The sequence below is a fragment of the Pseudodesulfovibrio thermohalotolerans genome (assembly GCF_021353295.2).
GTDB lineage: Bacteria > Desulfobacterota > Desulfovibrionia > Desulfovibrionales > Desulfovibrionaceae > Pseudodesulfovibrio > Pseudodesulfovibrio thermohalotolerans.
In genome coordinates this window covers 3,476,483-3,491,225 of record NZ_CP120635.1, presented here as the reverse complement: position 1 = coordinate 3,491,225, position 14,743 = coordinate 3,476,483, and the positions used below count along the sequence as shown (strand labels likewise).

At 63.8% G+C, this 14,743-nt stretch carries 12 protein-coding genes; 10 read left to right on the top strand and 2 right to left on the bottom strand.

Annotated features, from left to right (window positions below; all coding sequences use genetic code 11):
* Positions 1 to 24 precede the first annotated feature (24 nt).
* From nhaA to truA, 9 genes are all read left to right on the top strand, one after another.
* A complete protein-coding gene (nhaA, locus tag LF599_RS16330; protein WP_279521538.1) occupies positions 25 to 1,368 on the top strand; it encodes a Na+/H+ antiporter NhaA in 1,344 nt (447 codons plus the stop codon).
* Positions 1,369 to 1,455: 87 nt separating this feature from the next.
* Positions 1,456 to 2,190, top strand: coding sequence for a tetratricopeptide repeat protein (locus LF599_RS16325; RefSeq protein ID WP_279521537.1), 735 nt, complete (start codon positions 1,456 to 1,458; stop codon positions 2,188 to 2,190).
* A 9-nt stretch (positions 2,191 to 2,199) separates the two neighbouring features.
* A complete protein-coding gene (locus tag LF599_RS16320) occupies positions 2,200 to 3,594 on the top strand; it encodes a cobyrinate a,c-diamide synthase (protein ID WP_279521536.1) in 1,395 nt (464 codons plus the stop codon).
* A gap of 87 nt (positions 3,595 to 3,681) precedes the next feature.
* Positions 3,682 to 4,869 carry a DNA polymerase IV gene (locus LF599_RS16315; protein WP_269940254.1) on the top strand — a complete coding sequence of 396 codons (1,188 nt, stop codon included), beginning with the start codon at positions 3,682 to 3,684 and terminating at the stop codon, positions 4,867 to 4,869.
* 130 nt (positions 4,870 to 4,999) lie between these two features.
* On the top strand, positions 5,000 to 6,283 hold the full coding sequence (locus LF599_RS16310) for a hypothetical protein (protein WP_279521535.1): 1,284 nt from the start codon (positions 5,000 to 5,002) through the stop codon (positions 6,281 to 6,283).
* 82 nt (positions 6,284 to 6,365) lie between these two features.
* Positions 6,366 to 6,539 (top strand): hypothetical protein, encoded by a 174-nt coding sequence (locus LF599_RS16305; RefSeq protein ID WP_279521534.1) that lies wholly within the window; start codon positions 6,366 to 6,368, stop codon positions 6,537 to 6,539.
* Positions 6,540 to 6,572: 33 nt separating this feature from the next.
* On the top strand, positions 6,573 to 7,013 hold the full coding sequence (fliJ, locus tag LF599_RS16300) for a flagellar export protein FliJ (protein WP_279521533.1): 441 nt from the start codon (positions 6,573 to 6,575) through the stop codon (positions 7,011 to 7,013).
* A complete protein-coding gene (locus LF599_RS16295) occupies positions 6,973 to 7,665 on the top strand; it encodes a MotE family protein (protein ID WP_279521532.1) in 693 nt (230 codons plus the stop codon). The genes fliJ and LF599_RS16295 overlap by 41 nt, the downstream gene beginning before the upstream one ends.
* A gap of 104 nt (positions 7,666 to 7,769) precedes the next feature.
* Positions 7,770 to 8,516, top strand: a complete 747-nt coding sequence (truA, locus tag LF599_RS16290; RefSeq protein ID WP_279521531.1) for a tRNA pseudouridine(38-40) synthase TruA — start codon at positions 7,770 to 7,772, stop codon at positions 8,514 to 8,516.
* Between the two features lie 3 nt (positions 8,517 to 8,519).
* Here the strand turns inward: truA and LF599_RS16285 are convergent, their stop codons facing one another.
* Together LF599_RS16285 and LF599_RS16280 are read right to left on the bottom strand one after the other, a co-directional pair.
* Complete coding sequence (locus LF599_RS16285) at positions 8,520 to 10,421, bottom strand: DUF342 domain-containing protein (protein ID WP_279521530.1); 1,902 nt, start codon at positions 10,419 to 10,421, stop codon at positions 8,520 to 8,522.
* A gap of 145 nt (positions 10,422 to 10,566) precedes the next feature.
* Entirely contained in the window at positions 10,567 to 11,829 is a 1,263-nt protein-coding gene (locus tag LF599_RS16280) for a BPL-N domain-containing protein (protein WP_279521529.1), read from the bottom strand.
* A gap of 127 nt (positions 11,830 to 11,956) precedes the next feature.
* On the opposite strand from LF599_RS16280, the gene LF599_RS16275 reads away from it, so the two are divergent.
* Positions 11,957 to 14,623: a valine--tRNA ligase gene (locus tag LF599_RS16275; RefSeq protein ID WP_279521528.1), complete on the top strand. Its 2,667-nt coding sequence runs from the start codon at positions 11,957 to 11,959 to the stop codon at positions 14,621 to 14,623.
* The last annotated feature ends 120 nt before the right edge of the window (positions 14,624 to 14,743 follow it).

Below are 14,743 nucleotides of genomic sequence, written 5' to 3'. Positions count from 1 at the left end.
ATCCGCCGTCAGCGGAGGGAAATCATGGCGATACGCGATTACATAAGCTGCGGGGTGGAGCCCATCGAGCAGGTGCTCATGCCGTTCCAGGTGTTTTTCCGGTCCCAGTCCACCAGCGGCATCCTGCTGATTCTGGGCGCGGCGGCCGCGCTTGTCTGGGCCAACTCGCCCTGGGCCGATTCCTATATGGCGCTGTGGCAGACCCCGTTCACCGTGGGCTTCGGTGCGGCCACCCTGTCCAAGCCGGTCATCCTGTGGGTCAACGATGGACTCATGGCCCTATTCTTTTTCGTCGTGGGACTTGAAATAAAACGGGAATTTCTGGTGGGCGAGCTGTCCACGCGCAGTCATGCCGTGCTGCCCATCGCGGCGGCCATAGGCGGCATGGTCGTGCCCGCGTCCATCTTTGCTCTGGTCAATATGGGCGAGACGTCCATTTCGGGCTGGGGTATTCCCATGGCCACGGACATCGCCTTCGCGCTGGGCATCCTGGCCCTGCTGGGCGACCGTGTTCCCTACCAGATCAAGATATTCCTGACCGCCGTAGCCATCGTGGACGACATAGGGTCCATCCTGGTCATCGCCCTGTTCTACACGGCGGACATCTCCTTCGTCATGCTCGGCGCGGGTGCGGCCTGTTTGGCGCTGGCTTTCGCCGGGAACCGCATGGGTGTGCGGTCGCCGTTTTTCTATGCCCTGACGGGCTGTCTGCTCTGGTTCTTTGTACTCAAGTCCGGGGTCCATTCCACCGTGGCCGGCGTACTCATGGCCTTCACCATTCCATCCCGGACCCGATGCGATGCCGAGGCCTTTTCCTTCAACGCCACCCGGCTTCTGGACGACTACCGCGAGTCCGTGGAGTCGGACGGATCGGTCCTGACCAACCAGCACATGCACTCGGTACTGCTGTCCATGCAGCACGTCGTGACCCGCGCCCAGACGCCGTTGCAACGGCTGGAACACGCCCTGCATCCACTGGTGGACCTCGTCATCATGCCCATTTTCGCCCTGGCCAACGCGGGCGTGGTCCTGTCCGGCGGCATCGACGCGCAGGCGGTCCCCGCCGCTTTGGGCACGGCCCTCGGGCTGGTTCTCGGCAAGCCCCTCGGCATCGTGCTCATGGTCATGCTCGTAATCCGTTTTTCAGAGGGGTATCCGCGCGGCGTGACCCTCAAGCATTTCATCGGCGCGGGGATGCTCGGCGGCATCGGCTTCACCATGTCCCTGTTTATCGCCACCCTGGCCTTCGGGAACTCGCCTGAACTGCTCACCGGGGCCAAGACCGCCATACTCGGCGCGTCGCTGGCTGCGGGCGTGGGCGGCTTTCTCGTCCTGCGCACCGCCCCGAGGCGGGAGCCGTCCGAGTAGTGGAACGCTTTCTATCGGGCGGGATACGGTGTACGTTCACCGGGTGAATGCGGCCGATTTTTTTCAAAAAACACAAGGCATCCGACAATGATGAGCGAACAAGGACTGATCGAAGGCGTCTTCTCCATCGAACGCACGACCCGGATCGGCACGGGGACCACTTCCCGGCGGGTTGGGCAGAGCGCGTTGTATTACGCCAGGGAAACGGAGAACGGCAATGTCGAGCTTCAGGGCCTGAACAGCCGGAATGTGCCCTTCGGGCCGGTCGAGGTCATCACCAGGGATGAGCTGCTGGCCGACTATCTGCCCGTGCCGCAACTTTTCAAGGAAGTGTTCGGCAATCTCCGCGCGGTGCAGAAATCCGTGGCCCGCGGCGACAAGTACCGCAAGCGGGGCGAAACGTTCACCGCCGAGTACGAGTACGCCAACGCCTTGAACCTGGACGAACTGAACGTGCGCGCGAATTTCGGCATCGGCCTGTGCCTTCTGGCCCGGGACGAGGAGGAAAAGGCCAAGAAGGTCTTCGACCGCATCCTCGGCCTGGATACCGCCTTTTCCGACGACTACAAGCATCTCTTCAACGAGTATGGCATAGCCCTGCGCAAGAAGCGGCTCTTCGGCCAGGCCGTCGACTACTACCGGCGCGCCCTGGAACTTGCCGGAGACGACGAGAACCTCTGGTACAACCTGGCCCGCGCCCAGTTCGAACGGCAGGACTGGGCCGCCTGCGCCGAGGCCGCGGCCAAGTGCCTGGAGCTGGCCCCCGGCCACGAGGAAGGCCGCCGGATGATGGACCATCTCGTCAAGAAAGGTTTGATCTAGGGGGCGGCAATGAGCGCGGTCAAAGCTTTTGTCATCGCCGGAACGCACAGCGGGTGCGGCAAGACTTCCATTTCCCTGGGGCTTATGGCCTCCTTGGCCCGTCGCGGCGTCAGGGTGCAGCCCTTCAAGAGCGGCCCGGACTTCATCGATCCCGGCCACCACTCCCTGGCCTGCGCGTTGGACGGCGCGCCCGTTCCCAGCCACAATCTCGACGGCTGGATGCTCGACGAGGCCGTCAACTTCGACATCTTCAACCGCTACGCGGCGGACAGCGACGTGGCCATCATCGAAGGGGGCATGGGCCTGTTCGACGGCATTTCCGGCACGGGCGAAGCCGGGTCCACGGCCCAGTTGGCCAAGATTCTCGGCCTGCCCGTCATCCTGGTGGTGGACGCCCGGTCCATGGCCCGGTCCGCCGCCGCCCTGGTGGCCGGATACGCGGACTTCGACCCCGAGGTGACCATCGCCGGGGTTATCTTCAACCGCGTGGGCAGCGCGTCCCATGCGGAATTGCTGCGCGAGGCCATGACTTTGGTGCCGGATGTGCCGGTGCTCGGCGTGCTTGGCCGCGACGAGTCCATCGCCACCCCCTCGCGCCATCTCGGCCTCGTCACCCCGGAGCAGGACGCCCCGGACCTGTCGCGATACCAGCGGCTGGCCGACTGGGTGGAGACAGGGCTGGACCCCGACGCGCTTCTGGCCCGGCTGCCCGACATCGTGGCCGTGCCCCCGTTCGAGCCCGTGCCCCAACTCCCCAGGGTGACCATCGGGCTGGCCCGGGACAACGCATTTTGTTTCTATTACGAGGAAAATCTCCGTCTCCTTCGCGAGGCCGGAGCCAGGCTGGTGGAGTTTTCTCCCCTCGCCGACGCGCGTCTTCCCGAGCACCTGGACGGCCTGTATCTGGGCGGTGGCTACCCGGAACTTTACGCCTTCGAACTCGGCCAGAACACGCGTATGCGTCGCGACATCAAGGAGTTCTGCGAGTCCGGCCGACCTGTCTACGCAGAGTGCGGCGGGTTCATGCTGCTCATGAACGACATCGTCACCGGGCGGGGCCGCTACGCCATGACCGGCGTTTATCCTGTGCGCGCGGAGATGAACGAGAGATTCCGCGCCCTGGGGTACCGTGAAATCGCCACCCGCGAGGCCACTGTCCTCGGTCCCGCGGGCATTGTCGCTCGTGGGCACGAGTTCCACTATTCGTCCCTCCAGGAAGACGGCGCGTCCGACTCCCTGCGTCCGGTCTACTCCATGTCCGGCCGCAAGGGGCCCATCGACGCTCCCGAAGGGTTCGTCACCCAAAACACCCTCGGCTCCTATGTTCATCTCCATTTCGGCTCCAACCCGGAGATCGCGCGCTCCTTCGTGCGGGCGTGCATCGAAGTCGGCAGGGATTTGTGATAACCGGGCTTCCTCGGTCCCTCCTCATCCCGCCGTCGGGGCTCTCTCCGCTTAACAAACGAGAGCCGACCGGGTAGAAGACACAGGATGCGGACGTGGATTCTTCATATCGACATGGATGCGTTCTTCGCGTCGGTGGAGCAGATGGACAACCCAGAACTGCGGGGCAAGCCCGTAGCCGTGGGCGGCACGTCGGACCGCAGCGTGGTTTCGGCCGCCAGCTACGAGGTGCGCAAATACGGGGTCCGTTCGGCCATGTCCGTGGTCAAGGCGCGAAAGCTCTGCCCGGAGATCATCATGGTGCCGGGCCGTATGGAACGCTACAAGGAAGTCTCGCGGCAGGTCATGGACGCGCTGAGGGAGTTCTCGCCGACCGTGGAACAGGCCAGCGTGGACGAGGCGTATCTGGACGGCACGGGACTGGAGCGGCTGTTCGGCCCCATCGACGAGATGGGGCGGCGCATCAAGGCGCGTGTGAAGGAAGCCACCGGGCTGACCTGCTCGGTTGGGGCGGCTCCGGTGCGGTTCCTGGCCAAGATAGCCTCGGATATGGACAAGCCGGACGGCATGTTCATCGTCCGGCACGAGGAGGTCGGGGAGTTTCTGCGCACCCTGCCCGTGGGCAAAATTCCGGGCGTGGGGGCCAAGCTGCTGGCGGTCTTGAAGCGGATGGGCGTGCGCACCTGTGGCGATGTCCTGCTCAAGCCCGGCGAATACTGGGAGGAGCGGCTGGGCAAATACGGCGCGGCCCTGTTCGATCGGGCGCGCGGCATCGACCCCACGCCGGTCACGCCCCACGAGGCGGCCAAGAGTTGTAGTGCGGAGAACACCTTTCGGGAGGACACCACGGACCGGACGCTGCTTCGCAAATGGCTTTTGGCGCAGTCCGAACGGGTGGGCGGGGACTTGCGCCGCCACGGCTACAAAGGGCGCACCGTGACGCTCAAGATCAAGTATTCGGATTTCACCCAGATCACCCGTTCCAAGAGTCTGGACGCACGTACGGACAACACCGGGGTCATCTTCGAGACCGCCTGCGCCCTGCTTGAGCAGGTCCGCCTGCACCGCGCTGTCAGGCTCATCGGCGTGGGAGTGTCGAATTTCGAGGCCCGCGTCCGCCAGGTCAATTTGTTCGAGGAATCGCCGGAGCAAATGGAGTCGACCAGCGAGTTGGACAGGGCCGTGGACGAGGTCCGGCGCAAGTTTGGCGGCAAGGCCGTGACCCGTGTGGATCTGCTGGGCTTCAAGAAAAAACCAACCAATTCCGCCGATTGACCAGTCCTGTGCGGTTTTGGCGGTTCCAGCTTGCCAAAGCTGAAGAAGATTACTACATAGAAATATTGCAATGAACAAAAAGGGTCGCCGTCAGGCGAGTGTTTAAGGAATGTCAACCATTCGGAATGTTATGAAAAACAAGATGTTGCCCTGTTTTAGGGACCTCCTGGTTCTTGCCTTCGCGCTGGTCGCGCCGTGCCTGTTCGCGGCCGGAGCGGCGGCCGAAGAGGAACACAAGGGACTCATGGATGTGGACCTTTCGGCCAAGACCTCGCCGTTGGCCGGGGACGTGGAAAAGGGATTGAGTCATCTTTTCGCCGTTCTTGACGACAAATCCACCCCCCTGTCCGTGTCCGAGCTGCAACCCATGCTCGATTTCGTGGTCAACGTGGAGGCCGACCCCAAGGACATCGAGCCCGCCAAGCGGTTCGACGGCCGGGGCATCTGCCTGCGCCGCGACGTGTCCACGGATCTGGCCCGCATCCTCAAGTATTTCTACAACCCGGACATTCCCAATCATCTGCTCTGCCCGGCGGTTCTGCGCATGTCGGGATGGCATAAGGACAGCGAGTTCCTCGCCCGGCCGAACGGTCTGTGGGAGGAGCTGCCTTCGCTCGGAGAAAACGGGCCCGTGGTGGTCCGGGGCAGCGAGTACGAGGTGACCACGCCCGACTCCTTTGCCGAGGCGTATTACGGCTATGACCTGAACCGGCTCATCATCCTGACCCGGTTCCAGGGCAAGAACGTGCTTATTTCCGTGTCCGAGCAGGACGGCAAGTCCGATGTGGGGCGCAAGGGCGCCATCCTGGACGACAAGCGCTGGGACTATTTCTACTCCGGCCTGGAGGGGCTCAACAAGGGCATGATCGGCTGGATGGACACCTTCACCTACGCCTCGGGTTCGGTCCAGATATTCGTGGAGCAGGACGCCGAAGCGCCCCGCAGCACGGTTTTCCTGTTCAAGTGGTTGAAGGCCGGCTGGGCGGGCATGAACGTGGTCCAGCGGTCGCACATCTATGACGGGACCCTGCGTTACGTGCGCAGCTTCTCCAAAGTGGTGGAGTCGCGCGACCTCACCCCGGAGTTCCTGGCCAACGGACTTCAGGACGTCATGTCCATGCCGGAGGCCCGGGTGGACGATCTCATCGAAGAGTACGCCCGCAACTTCGAGGCCCGGTTCAAGAACGAGCCCAAGCTTCAGGACGGCGACTACGCCAAGGTCATTCGCGACGGCGGCTACGCCGAGGTGCTGGACGAGAACGCCCGCCGCTCGGTGCTCGCGCTCGAAAAGCTCAAGTCCCTGCTCGGCATGGAGACCCTTGTTTCCATGGGCGGGGAGAGCCCGCAGCCCGTGGCCGAGGCCCCGGCCGTGGCCGCCGAGGTGGCTCAGCGCGAAACCGTGCCCGGCAGCTAGTCAGCGGAGTTGATACACGCTATATTGACGGCGCGCCGATCGGTCGGCGCGCCGTTTTTCATTTGCCGCAAGGAGAAGCCCCATGCTCGTTCACGTGGATGACGCCAAATTTTTGTTCTGCCCCCTGCTCATGACCCATGACGACAAGATGAAGATGTGCCAGGTGGCCCAGTGCATGATGTGGCGCTGGGTGGACCGCGAGCAGGGCGTCGGGTACTGCGGCATGGCCGGTAAGCCCGCCGGGGCCGAAGCCTAGCCGCCGTCCTTTTTTTCGAAAGGATTTCGAATCGTGTCCAAACCGTTTCGTTTCAAGCTCGACAAGGTGCTCGATTACCGCGAGCAGCTTGAGGAGCAGGCCAGGGGCGCGCTCGCCCGGGCCAGGGCCGCGCGCGACGCCCAGGCCGAGGTCCTGCGCGGCCTGGAGGAGCGGTTGGAGGCCCATTTGGCAGCCGAGGCGGAGTCGCACGGCTCGGCCAACGACATGTGGCTGTGGCGGCAATACAAGGACGCCTTGTCCCAGGACGTGGCCATCGCCAGGGTGGATTTGCAGGGTTTGGAACTCAAATTGCAACGATGCCGCACGGAAGCTGTGGAACGTTCCAGGGACAAGAAGCTCCTGGAGAAGCTCAAGCAAACGCAAGCCAAGAGGCATCATGATCGAGAAAACGCCCGCGAAGAAAAGGAAAACGATGAAACGGCAACGCTCCGGTTCAAATCTCACGATCACTAAAGTCCTCGTCAGTCTCGTCTTTCTGGCTTTGCTGAAGCTGACCGTGTTCGGCCTTCTGAGCGTCGATTCCATGACGCTCAGGGCTGTCGGGAACGTGTTGCCCGACGTTTTGTCCGGCGAAACCGCCGCTGCCCAGGACAACGCCGCCCCCGCCCGGAACGATGCGGCTGCTTCCACGCCCATCGCCGACAAGGCGGATTCCGAGGCCAACCGCGCGGCAAAGTCCGAGGCCGCCCTGGATCGTACCGCCGCCGAAAAGCGCACCGAAGAGGATTTGCCCGAGGAGTGGAAGGCCCTGAAGCGTAAGGAAGACGAGCTGGCCGCCAAGGAGCGCGCTCTCAAGGAGATGGAGGCTTCCATCAAGGCCGAAGCCGAGCGGGTCGAGAAACTCCATGCCGAGATCAAGTCCATGCTCGCCGAGGCCAAGCAGCTCAAGGACCAGCGCGTCAAGAAGCTGGTGGACATGCTTTCCAACACCAAGGCCAAGAAGGCCGCCGAAATATTGCAGTCCATGGACGACGATCTGGCCGTCAAGGTCCTGTCGGGAATGCGCGGCAGGCAGGCGGGCGAGATTCTCTCCTTCGTGGAATCCAAGAAGGCCGCCAAGCTCTCCGAGGAGCTGACCAGGTTGCAGATTCCCTTCGAGAACTAGACTCGGCAACCCCGATAATTGCGGGCGGGCGGTCTGACGGCCGCCCGCCTTTTTTGCTGCCGTCCGGCGTTGAACTGCGGGCCGCCTTCACGTATAGCAGGCCCATGACGCGCGTCCGAATGATCCTGGCCTATGAGGGCACGGAATTTTGCGGCTGGCAGGTGCAGCCCGCCGACCGCACCGTGCAGGGCGAGCTGGAGCGCGCCCTTGAGACCATCCTGGGCGGGCCGATCCGCGTCCACGGTTCGGGGCGGACGGATTCCGGGGTCCATGCCCTGGGGCAGACCGTTCATTTCGACTGCCCGGACGACCGCCCCAACTTCCCTTGGCAGCGCAGCCTGAACGCGCTCCTGCCGAAGGACGTGCGCGTGCTTGATGCCGCTTGGGCGGCCGACGATTTCCATGCCCGGTACGGGGCCGTTTCCAAAACCTACGAATACTGCCTGTGGCACGAGCGGGCCTTTTGTCTTCCCCAGCGACGCCGTTTCGTCTGGGCATGCGGGCCGGTGGACTTCGCGCGTATGGAGGAGGCCGCCGCGATCCTCTCGGGCGAGCATGACTTCGCCGCCTTTCAGAACGTCGGCACGGACGTCGAGTCCACCGTGCGGACCGTGACCGAGATTTCGCGCCATCCCGGCCCGACCGAGTTCGAATCGGTCTGGCGGTTTTCGGCCAATGGTTTCCTCAAGCAGATGGTGCGCAACCTTGTCGGCTGCCTGGTGGCTTGCGGGCGGGGAAGGATGGAGCCGGACGACGTGCGCGCCCTTCTCGAATCCGGCGACAGAACCCTGGCGCCGGCCACGGTCCCGCCGCAGGGGCTGACCCTGATGCGGGTCGAATACGGGAGTTGACGATCAGCGGCCGAGGATGTCGCGTTTTTCCGCGTCCCAGTAAAAAAGCGTGGCTTCGAGCCGCTTCTCGACCTTTTTCCTGACGTTGCAGAATCCTATCATCGCGCCGGGGTGGACCATTTTCTTCACCCGGATGGTGAGGCCCTCCAGTTCGCGTTGGTGGCGGATGACACGGCTGTTGATCTTGTCGCTCAGGGCGTCGCGCCGCCGGACAAGGGCCTCGCGGTGTTTGATGACCTCGATCAGTGCTGGCCGTTTGGCTTCGGGCGTGCGCGCCAGGAGCGTCTCGGGCGGTTCGGTGCCCAGGGTGGCGTCGATTTTCTTGATGGACTGGGTCACCCGGATGCGCTCCTCCCGCAGATCATCGTCTTCGGCGTCCTCGACGATGATTCCCACGGACGTGGCCACGCCCAGTTCGGACCCGAGTTCGTTGATCTCGATGCCCTTGCGGGCCACGACTTCGCCGCCCAGGACCGTGCCTTTGCCGGACAGGGCGATGAGCCTGCCGTCCGTGCGGATGGACGAGTTCTGGATTTCGTTGGCGATGACCACGTCGTGTCCGGCCCGGATGCGCGCGTTGACGGCGAAGTTGGCGACGACCCGGCCGTCACACACGATTTCGCCGCCGTCGGGCATGAGGATGCCGCCTTTGACTTCCACCAGACCGCCCGCGTAGACGGTCGCGCTTTCGATGGACCCTTCCACCAGGACATGCTTCGGGGCCGAGACCGAGAATCCGGCCTGAATCGATCCCAGCACCTTGATCGAGCCGTGCTCGACCTTCACGTTGCCCGAGTTGAGGTCCACGTTGCCGTTGACGATCAGGCATTGGGTCACGGACAGGGTGTTCCGCTCAAGAACCGCCACGCCCTGCGCCTTGGAGGCGTATGTCTTTCCGTCGTTCTGGAGCAGGACGTTTTCGCCCAGGACGATCTTCAACTCCCGTCCCGCGCTGGCCGGAATGGTCTTGCCGTAGATGTCGATGCCGCCTTCGCCCGCGGTCGGCGGGTGGAGCCTGCCGATGATCTGGCCGGTGACGACCATGGGATAGGCCCCCCGGTCGCGGAAGTCGAGCCTGCCCGAGGCGTCCTCGGTGCCGGTCTCGTCGCGGGTGGCGACCAGGGATTCCAGCCAGCCGTCGCGCCCCGGCACGGGATGCGCGCCCTTGACCAGAATCTGGTTGGGCAGGGGCATGTTCATGTCACGGGCCTGGTTGAGCTTGGCCGCGAGCGCCTCCAGGTCCACGGTGATGAGCACGCCCATGTCGCGCAGTTCCTTTTCGATGCGCTCGACGGTAATGGGCTCGCCCCGGAAATCTCGGTGATGGATGGTCCCGACGACCTCGACCTCGTCGTCGGTAATGCGGGCGGCCGGGATCACCGAGACCACGCCGTCGCGTATTTTGGCCATGCCCCAGACCCGGGAGTAGTACGCCCCGGCCGAGGGGTCCCAGTCCACGTTTTCGCCCGCTTCGACCTTGACGGCCTTGGGCGAGAACGAACCGTTGGGCCGGATGGTGCGCCCGTCGATGGATTCGCCGTTGGCCGCTGTGGCGGCGGGACGGTAGCGGAGGAAACGGTCTTCCGGAAACACGGGGAATTGCAGGTCGCCCAGGGCCGCAAGGACGGCCTCTCTCGGCTCTCTCGGCGGAATGCCTCGGACCAGGGGGATGCCCCGGAATTCGTCGCCCGCAAGGACCGCGTCGACGATGCGTTTGGCGGCTTCTTCGTCCACGGGCAGCCTGACTCCGCAGGCGGCCACCTGCGCCTTGAGCAGAGCCACGCTCGGCTCAAGGCCCCCGTTGGGCGGGAAGTAGCGGTTGACACCGAGCTTCATGCCGTCTTCGGACATGCAGAAGCGAAATTGTGCGTCCGGGCTGTTTTTCAGGGCCTCTTCATCCTGCATGGTCCACCGCGTGATCGGATAAGGAGTGAAAGGGGAATTCGCCCCGGCCGGACCGTCCCGGGGGGAGAGGCGTATTCTCCGGCATTAATTAACACGGGACATCGGGGCTGGCAATCCATTGGAAAAACGGCTGATTCAGGAATAGTTACGGAGTCGTCGAAAGGGACAGGCGCCAGTATAACTCTTCCAGCATCCCGGCCAGGTCCGCATAGATGCCGCCCGGTTCCGGAGGCAGCCCGAACAGGGCGCGCCGCTGCTCCCTGAGTCCCTCCTTGGAGACTGCGCCCGAATCGGAGTGGAACACGGTCATGGACAGCCGTTCGGCCAGGAGGTAGCCGGTCAGCCCGTTGCCGAGCAGATCCATGAGCACCTGGAAGCGGTCGCGCATCCCGCGCCAGAAGGTCAGGGCCTCGTCCGACGGTTCGGAGGCCAGGGATTCGCAGATGAGCGAATAGAGCGTGTTGATGCCCGCGCCCGGGATGCCGCGCCGCCAACCGAGCAGCCAGGGGTTGCGCCAGAACAGCAGGAAGTGGTCGGACCCGGTGCGGATGATCTCTTCCATGGTTCGCCGGGCGCGAATGAGTGTGGCGTCCTCCCAGACGATGGGGCGGGCGGCCACGTCCCAGGCCGGGACCGGCCTGCGGTTTGCCGCCGCCGAGCCGGGCTCGTCGAGGACCCGGCCGAGGAGGTGCGAGAGCCAACGGTTGGCCTGTTCCGAGGCCGGGGTCTCCAGGTGGGCGTAGCTCAAGACGACGCGTCCCGCACCGAATCGGTTGGCCGCCACCACGGGGGAGCCCTCCATGAAGTCCGGGCTCAGGTTCACGCCGTAGAGGGCCTCCCAATCGGCCATGGTTCCCTTGGGCAGGGTGGACAGGTTGAGGTCCGCCACCCAGAAGTCGGGGCCGGGCTTGCCATAGCGGGCCAGAACCTGGACCGACGGGTCGGCGGGATCGAACCGGCCCGGCCACCAGACAGGGAGCAGGGCTTCGTCCATGCCGTCCGGTACCAGGCCGCTGGCGTTGTCCAGACGGGCTTCCACATGCCCTGAGAGGAAATGATGGAGCCGGTTGCGGTACCCCTTGCGCGTCCAGGGGGAGAGTCCCAGGCCGTAGGGGCCGGTCAGGGCCAGGCCCGCACCGCCGCAGAAGCCGAGGTAGGCGCCGCCGGAGTTTACGTATTCGCAGATCGCGTCCATGCCGCGCACGCCGAGCCGGTCGGCCTTGCCTTTGGCCCGTCCGCCGGGCACGAGGAGCGCGGCCGGAATCTCGCCGAGCTTGCCAGCGAGCGCGCCATCGGCTATTTCAGAGCCGCGCACCAGACGGTGGGGGATGGCCCAGGCGGACAGCGCTCTGGCCGCCAACAGCCCCCAGAAGTGCGATTCGTCCCAATATATATGTATGCTTGACATATGCGGCTCTCTTGACAAGGGTAGCCCGACGCTATCAAAGGCGCAACCACTTGCGCAAGCGTAACCATACGAGATCTCAGGCCGTCGGTCGCCAGGTACCGGCAGCAGGCATAAAGGAAGGAATTTCATGGCCCGGAAAGAGTTAGCCAAAGCCTACGAACCGTGGGATGTGGAAGACAAGTGGGAGACCCACTGGGAAGAGAGCAAGACCTTTACCCCTGACCCGGACGGTCCGGGCGAGTCCTATTCCATCGTCATTCCCCCGCCCAACGTCACCGGCGTTCTGCATATGGGCCACGCCCTGAACCTGACGCTCCAGGATATCCTCTGCCGCTTTAACCGACAGCAGGGCAAGAACGTTCTGTGGGTGCCCGGCACCGACCATGCGGGCATCGCTACCCAGAACGTGGTCGAGCGCAGGCTCAAGGAAGAGGGGTTGACCCGCGACGACCTGGGCCGCGAGAAGTTCATCGAGCGCGTCTGGGAATGGAAGAAGGAGAAGGGCGACCACATCCTGAGCCAGATTCGCCGCATGGGCGCGAGCGTCGACTGGACCCGCGAATGCTTCACCTTCGACGATCAGCGCGCCAAGGCCGTGCGCGAGGTTTTCGTGTCCCTGTTCGAGCAGGGGCTGATCTACAAGGGCGACTACATCATCAACTGGTGCAACCGCTGCCACACCGCCCTGGCCGACGACGAGGTCGAGCACGAGGCCAAGCCCGGCAAGCTCCATCACGTCAAGTACCCCCTGGCAGACGGCTCCGGTCATCTCGTGATCGCCACCACCCGTCCCGAGACTATGCTGGCCGACTCGGCCATCGCCGTGAATCCGGACGACGAGCGGTTCAACAAGTTTATAGGCAAGACCGCCATTCTGCCCCTGGTGGGCCGCGAGCTGCCCATCATCGGCGACTCCTACGTGGACGTCGAGTTCGGCACAGGCTGCCTGAAGGTCACCCCGGCTCACGACATGAACGACTGGGAGATCGGCCGCAGGCACGGGCTTGAAGTCATCTCCATCCTGAACGAGCAGGGCTTCATCAACGACAACGCCCCCGAGAAGTACCGGGGCCTGTCCGTGACCGACGCGCGCAAGGCCGTGCTCGAAGACCTCGACGCCGAGGGCCTGCTCGGCGAGATCGTGGACCACGACCACTCGGTCGGCGTCTGCTATCGCTGCAAGTCCACCATCGAGCCCCATGTTTCCACTCAGTGGTTCGTGTCCATGAAGCCTCTGGCCGAAAAGGCGCGCGCCGCGGTTCCCGGGAAGACGCAGATTTTCCCCGAGCATTGGACCAAGACCTACTACCAGTGGCTCGACGAAATCCGCGACTGGTGCATTTCCCGTCAGATTTGGTGGGGCCACCGCATTCCGGCCTGGACCTGCGAGGATTGCGGCGAGCTCATCGTGGCCAAGGAAGATCCGACCGTCTGCACCAAGTGCGGCTCCTCCAGGCTGGTCCAGGAAGAGGATGTGCTCGACACCTGGTTTTCCTCGGCGCTGTGGCCGTTCTCGACCATGGGCTGGCCTGACGACACCAAGGAGCTGGCCAAGTACTACCCGACCTCCTGCCTGGTCACCGGCTTCGATATTCTCTTCTTCTGGGTGGCCCGCATGATGATGATGGGCCTCCAGTTCATGAAGGAGATACCGTTCCATCACGTCTACATCCACGCCCTGGTCCGCGACGAGCAGGGCAAGAAGATGTCCAAGTCCACGGGCAACGTCATCGACCCCCTGGACATGATCGAGAAGTACGGCGCGGACGCCCTGCGTTTCACCCTGACCAGCTTTGCGGCCATGGGCCGGGACATCAAGCTCTCTGAGCAGCGCATCGAGGGCTACAAGCACTTCATGAACAAGGTCTGGAACGCCACCAGGTTCGCCATGATGAACCTGCCCGACGAGATTCCCGATGTGGACGTGACCGAGGCCGAGGGATTGGCCAACCGCTGGATTCTCCATCGGCTGGAGGAGGTCAAGGAGTCCATCGCGGCCGCCACTCTGGAGTATCGGTTCAACGAGATCGCCCAGACCCTTTACAAGTTCATCTGGTCCGAGTTCTGCGACTGGTATCTGGAGATGATCAAGCCCGCCCTGTACGGCGAGGACGAAAAGGCCAAGGCGGACACGCAGCGGGTTCTGTGGACCGTGCTGTCCGAGACCATGGTTCTGCTTCATCCGGTCACGCCGTTCATCACCCAGGAAATCTGGTCCGTGCTGCCCCGTCCCGCGGGCGACGACCGCTCCGAGGACATCGCCACCCTGCCGTTCCCGGAAAAGCGGCCCGGCTGCCTGGACGAAAAGGCCGAGGCTGAGATGGAGCTGTTCATGGGCGTGGTTTCCGGCACCCGGAACATCCGCACCGAGCTTCTGATCGAACCGGCCAAGAAGCTCGACCTGCTCATCAAGACCGTCAGTGACGGCGACAAGGCCGTGCTTGAGGCCAACCTCGATCTGATCCGGGCACTGGCCCGCATCGAGAACGTGACCATCGGACCGGACGTCAAGGCTCCCAAGGCCTCGGGCGCGGCGGTGGTCCAGGGCAACGAGCTGTCCGTCCCGCTGGAAGGCGTGGTGGACTTCGAGTCCGAGCTGGCGCGTCTGGACAAGAATCTGGGCAAGCTCGAAAAGACCATGAAGGGCGTGGCGGGCAAGCTCAAGAATCCAGGCTTCGTCAACAACGCTCCGGCCGAGGTGGTCGAGGGCGAGAAGAAGAAGCTCGCCGAAATGGAAGAGGAAAAGACCAAGCTCACCCAGCTCAAGGCGCGTCTTGAGTCGGTGATGGGCTAGCGTCCCGGGCAACGAACAGGCCCTGAAACGGCGCAGCGGATTGCGGATTTCGCGCAACGGACCTGCGCCGCGATAATAGTTTTGGAGGGTCCGGGGAGCTTCTTGAAAGGTTTCCCGGCC

Coding starts and splice junctions, on each gene's coding strand:
- nhaA (WP_279521538.1), top strand. CDS start 25: ATGGCGATACGCGATTACATAAGCTGCGGGGTGGAGCCCATCGAGCAG.
- LF599_RS16325 (WP_279521537.1), top strand. CDS start 1,456: ATGATGAGCGAACAAGGACTGATCGAAGGCGTCTTCTCCATCGAACGC.
- LF599_RS16320 (WP_279521536.1), top strand. CDS start 2,200: ATGAGCGCGGTCAAAGCTTTTGTCATCGCCGGAACGCACAGCGGGTGC.
- LF599_RS16315 (WP_269940254.1), top strand. CDS start 3,682: ATGCGGACGTGGATTCTTCATATCGACATGGATGCGTTCTTCGCGTCG.
- LF599_RS16310 (WP_279521535.1), top strand. CDS start 5,000: ATGAAAAACAAGATGTTGCCCTGTTTTAGGGACCTCCTGGTTCTTGCC.
- LF599_RS16305 (WP_279521534.1), top strand. CDS start 6,366: ATGCTCGTTCACGTGGATGACGCCAAATTTTTGTTCTGCCCCCTGCTC.
- LF599_RS16295 (WP_279521532.1), top strand. CDS start 6,973: ATGAAACGGCAACGCTCCGGTTCAAATCTCACGATCACTAAAGTCCTC.
- truA (WP_279521531.1), top strand. CDS start 7,770: ATGACGCGCGTCCGAATGATCCTGGCCTATGAGGGCACGGAATTTTGC.
- LF599_RS16285 (WP_279521530.1), bottom strand. CDS start 10,421: ATGCAGGATGAAGAGGCCCTGAAAAACAGCCCGGACGCACAATTTCGC.
- LF599_RS16280 (WP_279521529.1), bottom strand. CDS start 11,829: ATGTCAAGCATACATATATATTGGGACGAATCGCACTTCTGGGGGCTG.
- LF599_RS16275 (WP_279521528.1), top strand. CDS start 11,957: ATGGCCCGGAAAGAGTTAGCCAAAGCCTACGAACCGTGGGATGTGGAA.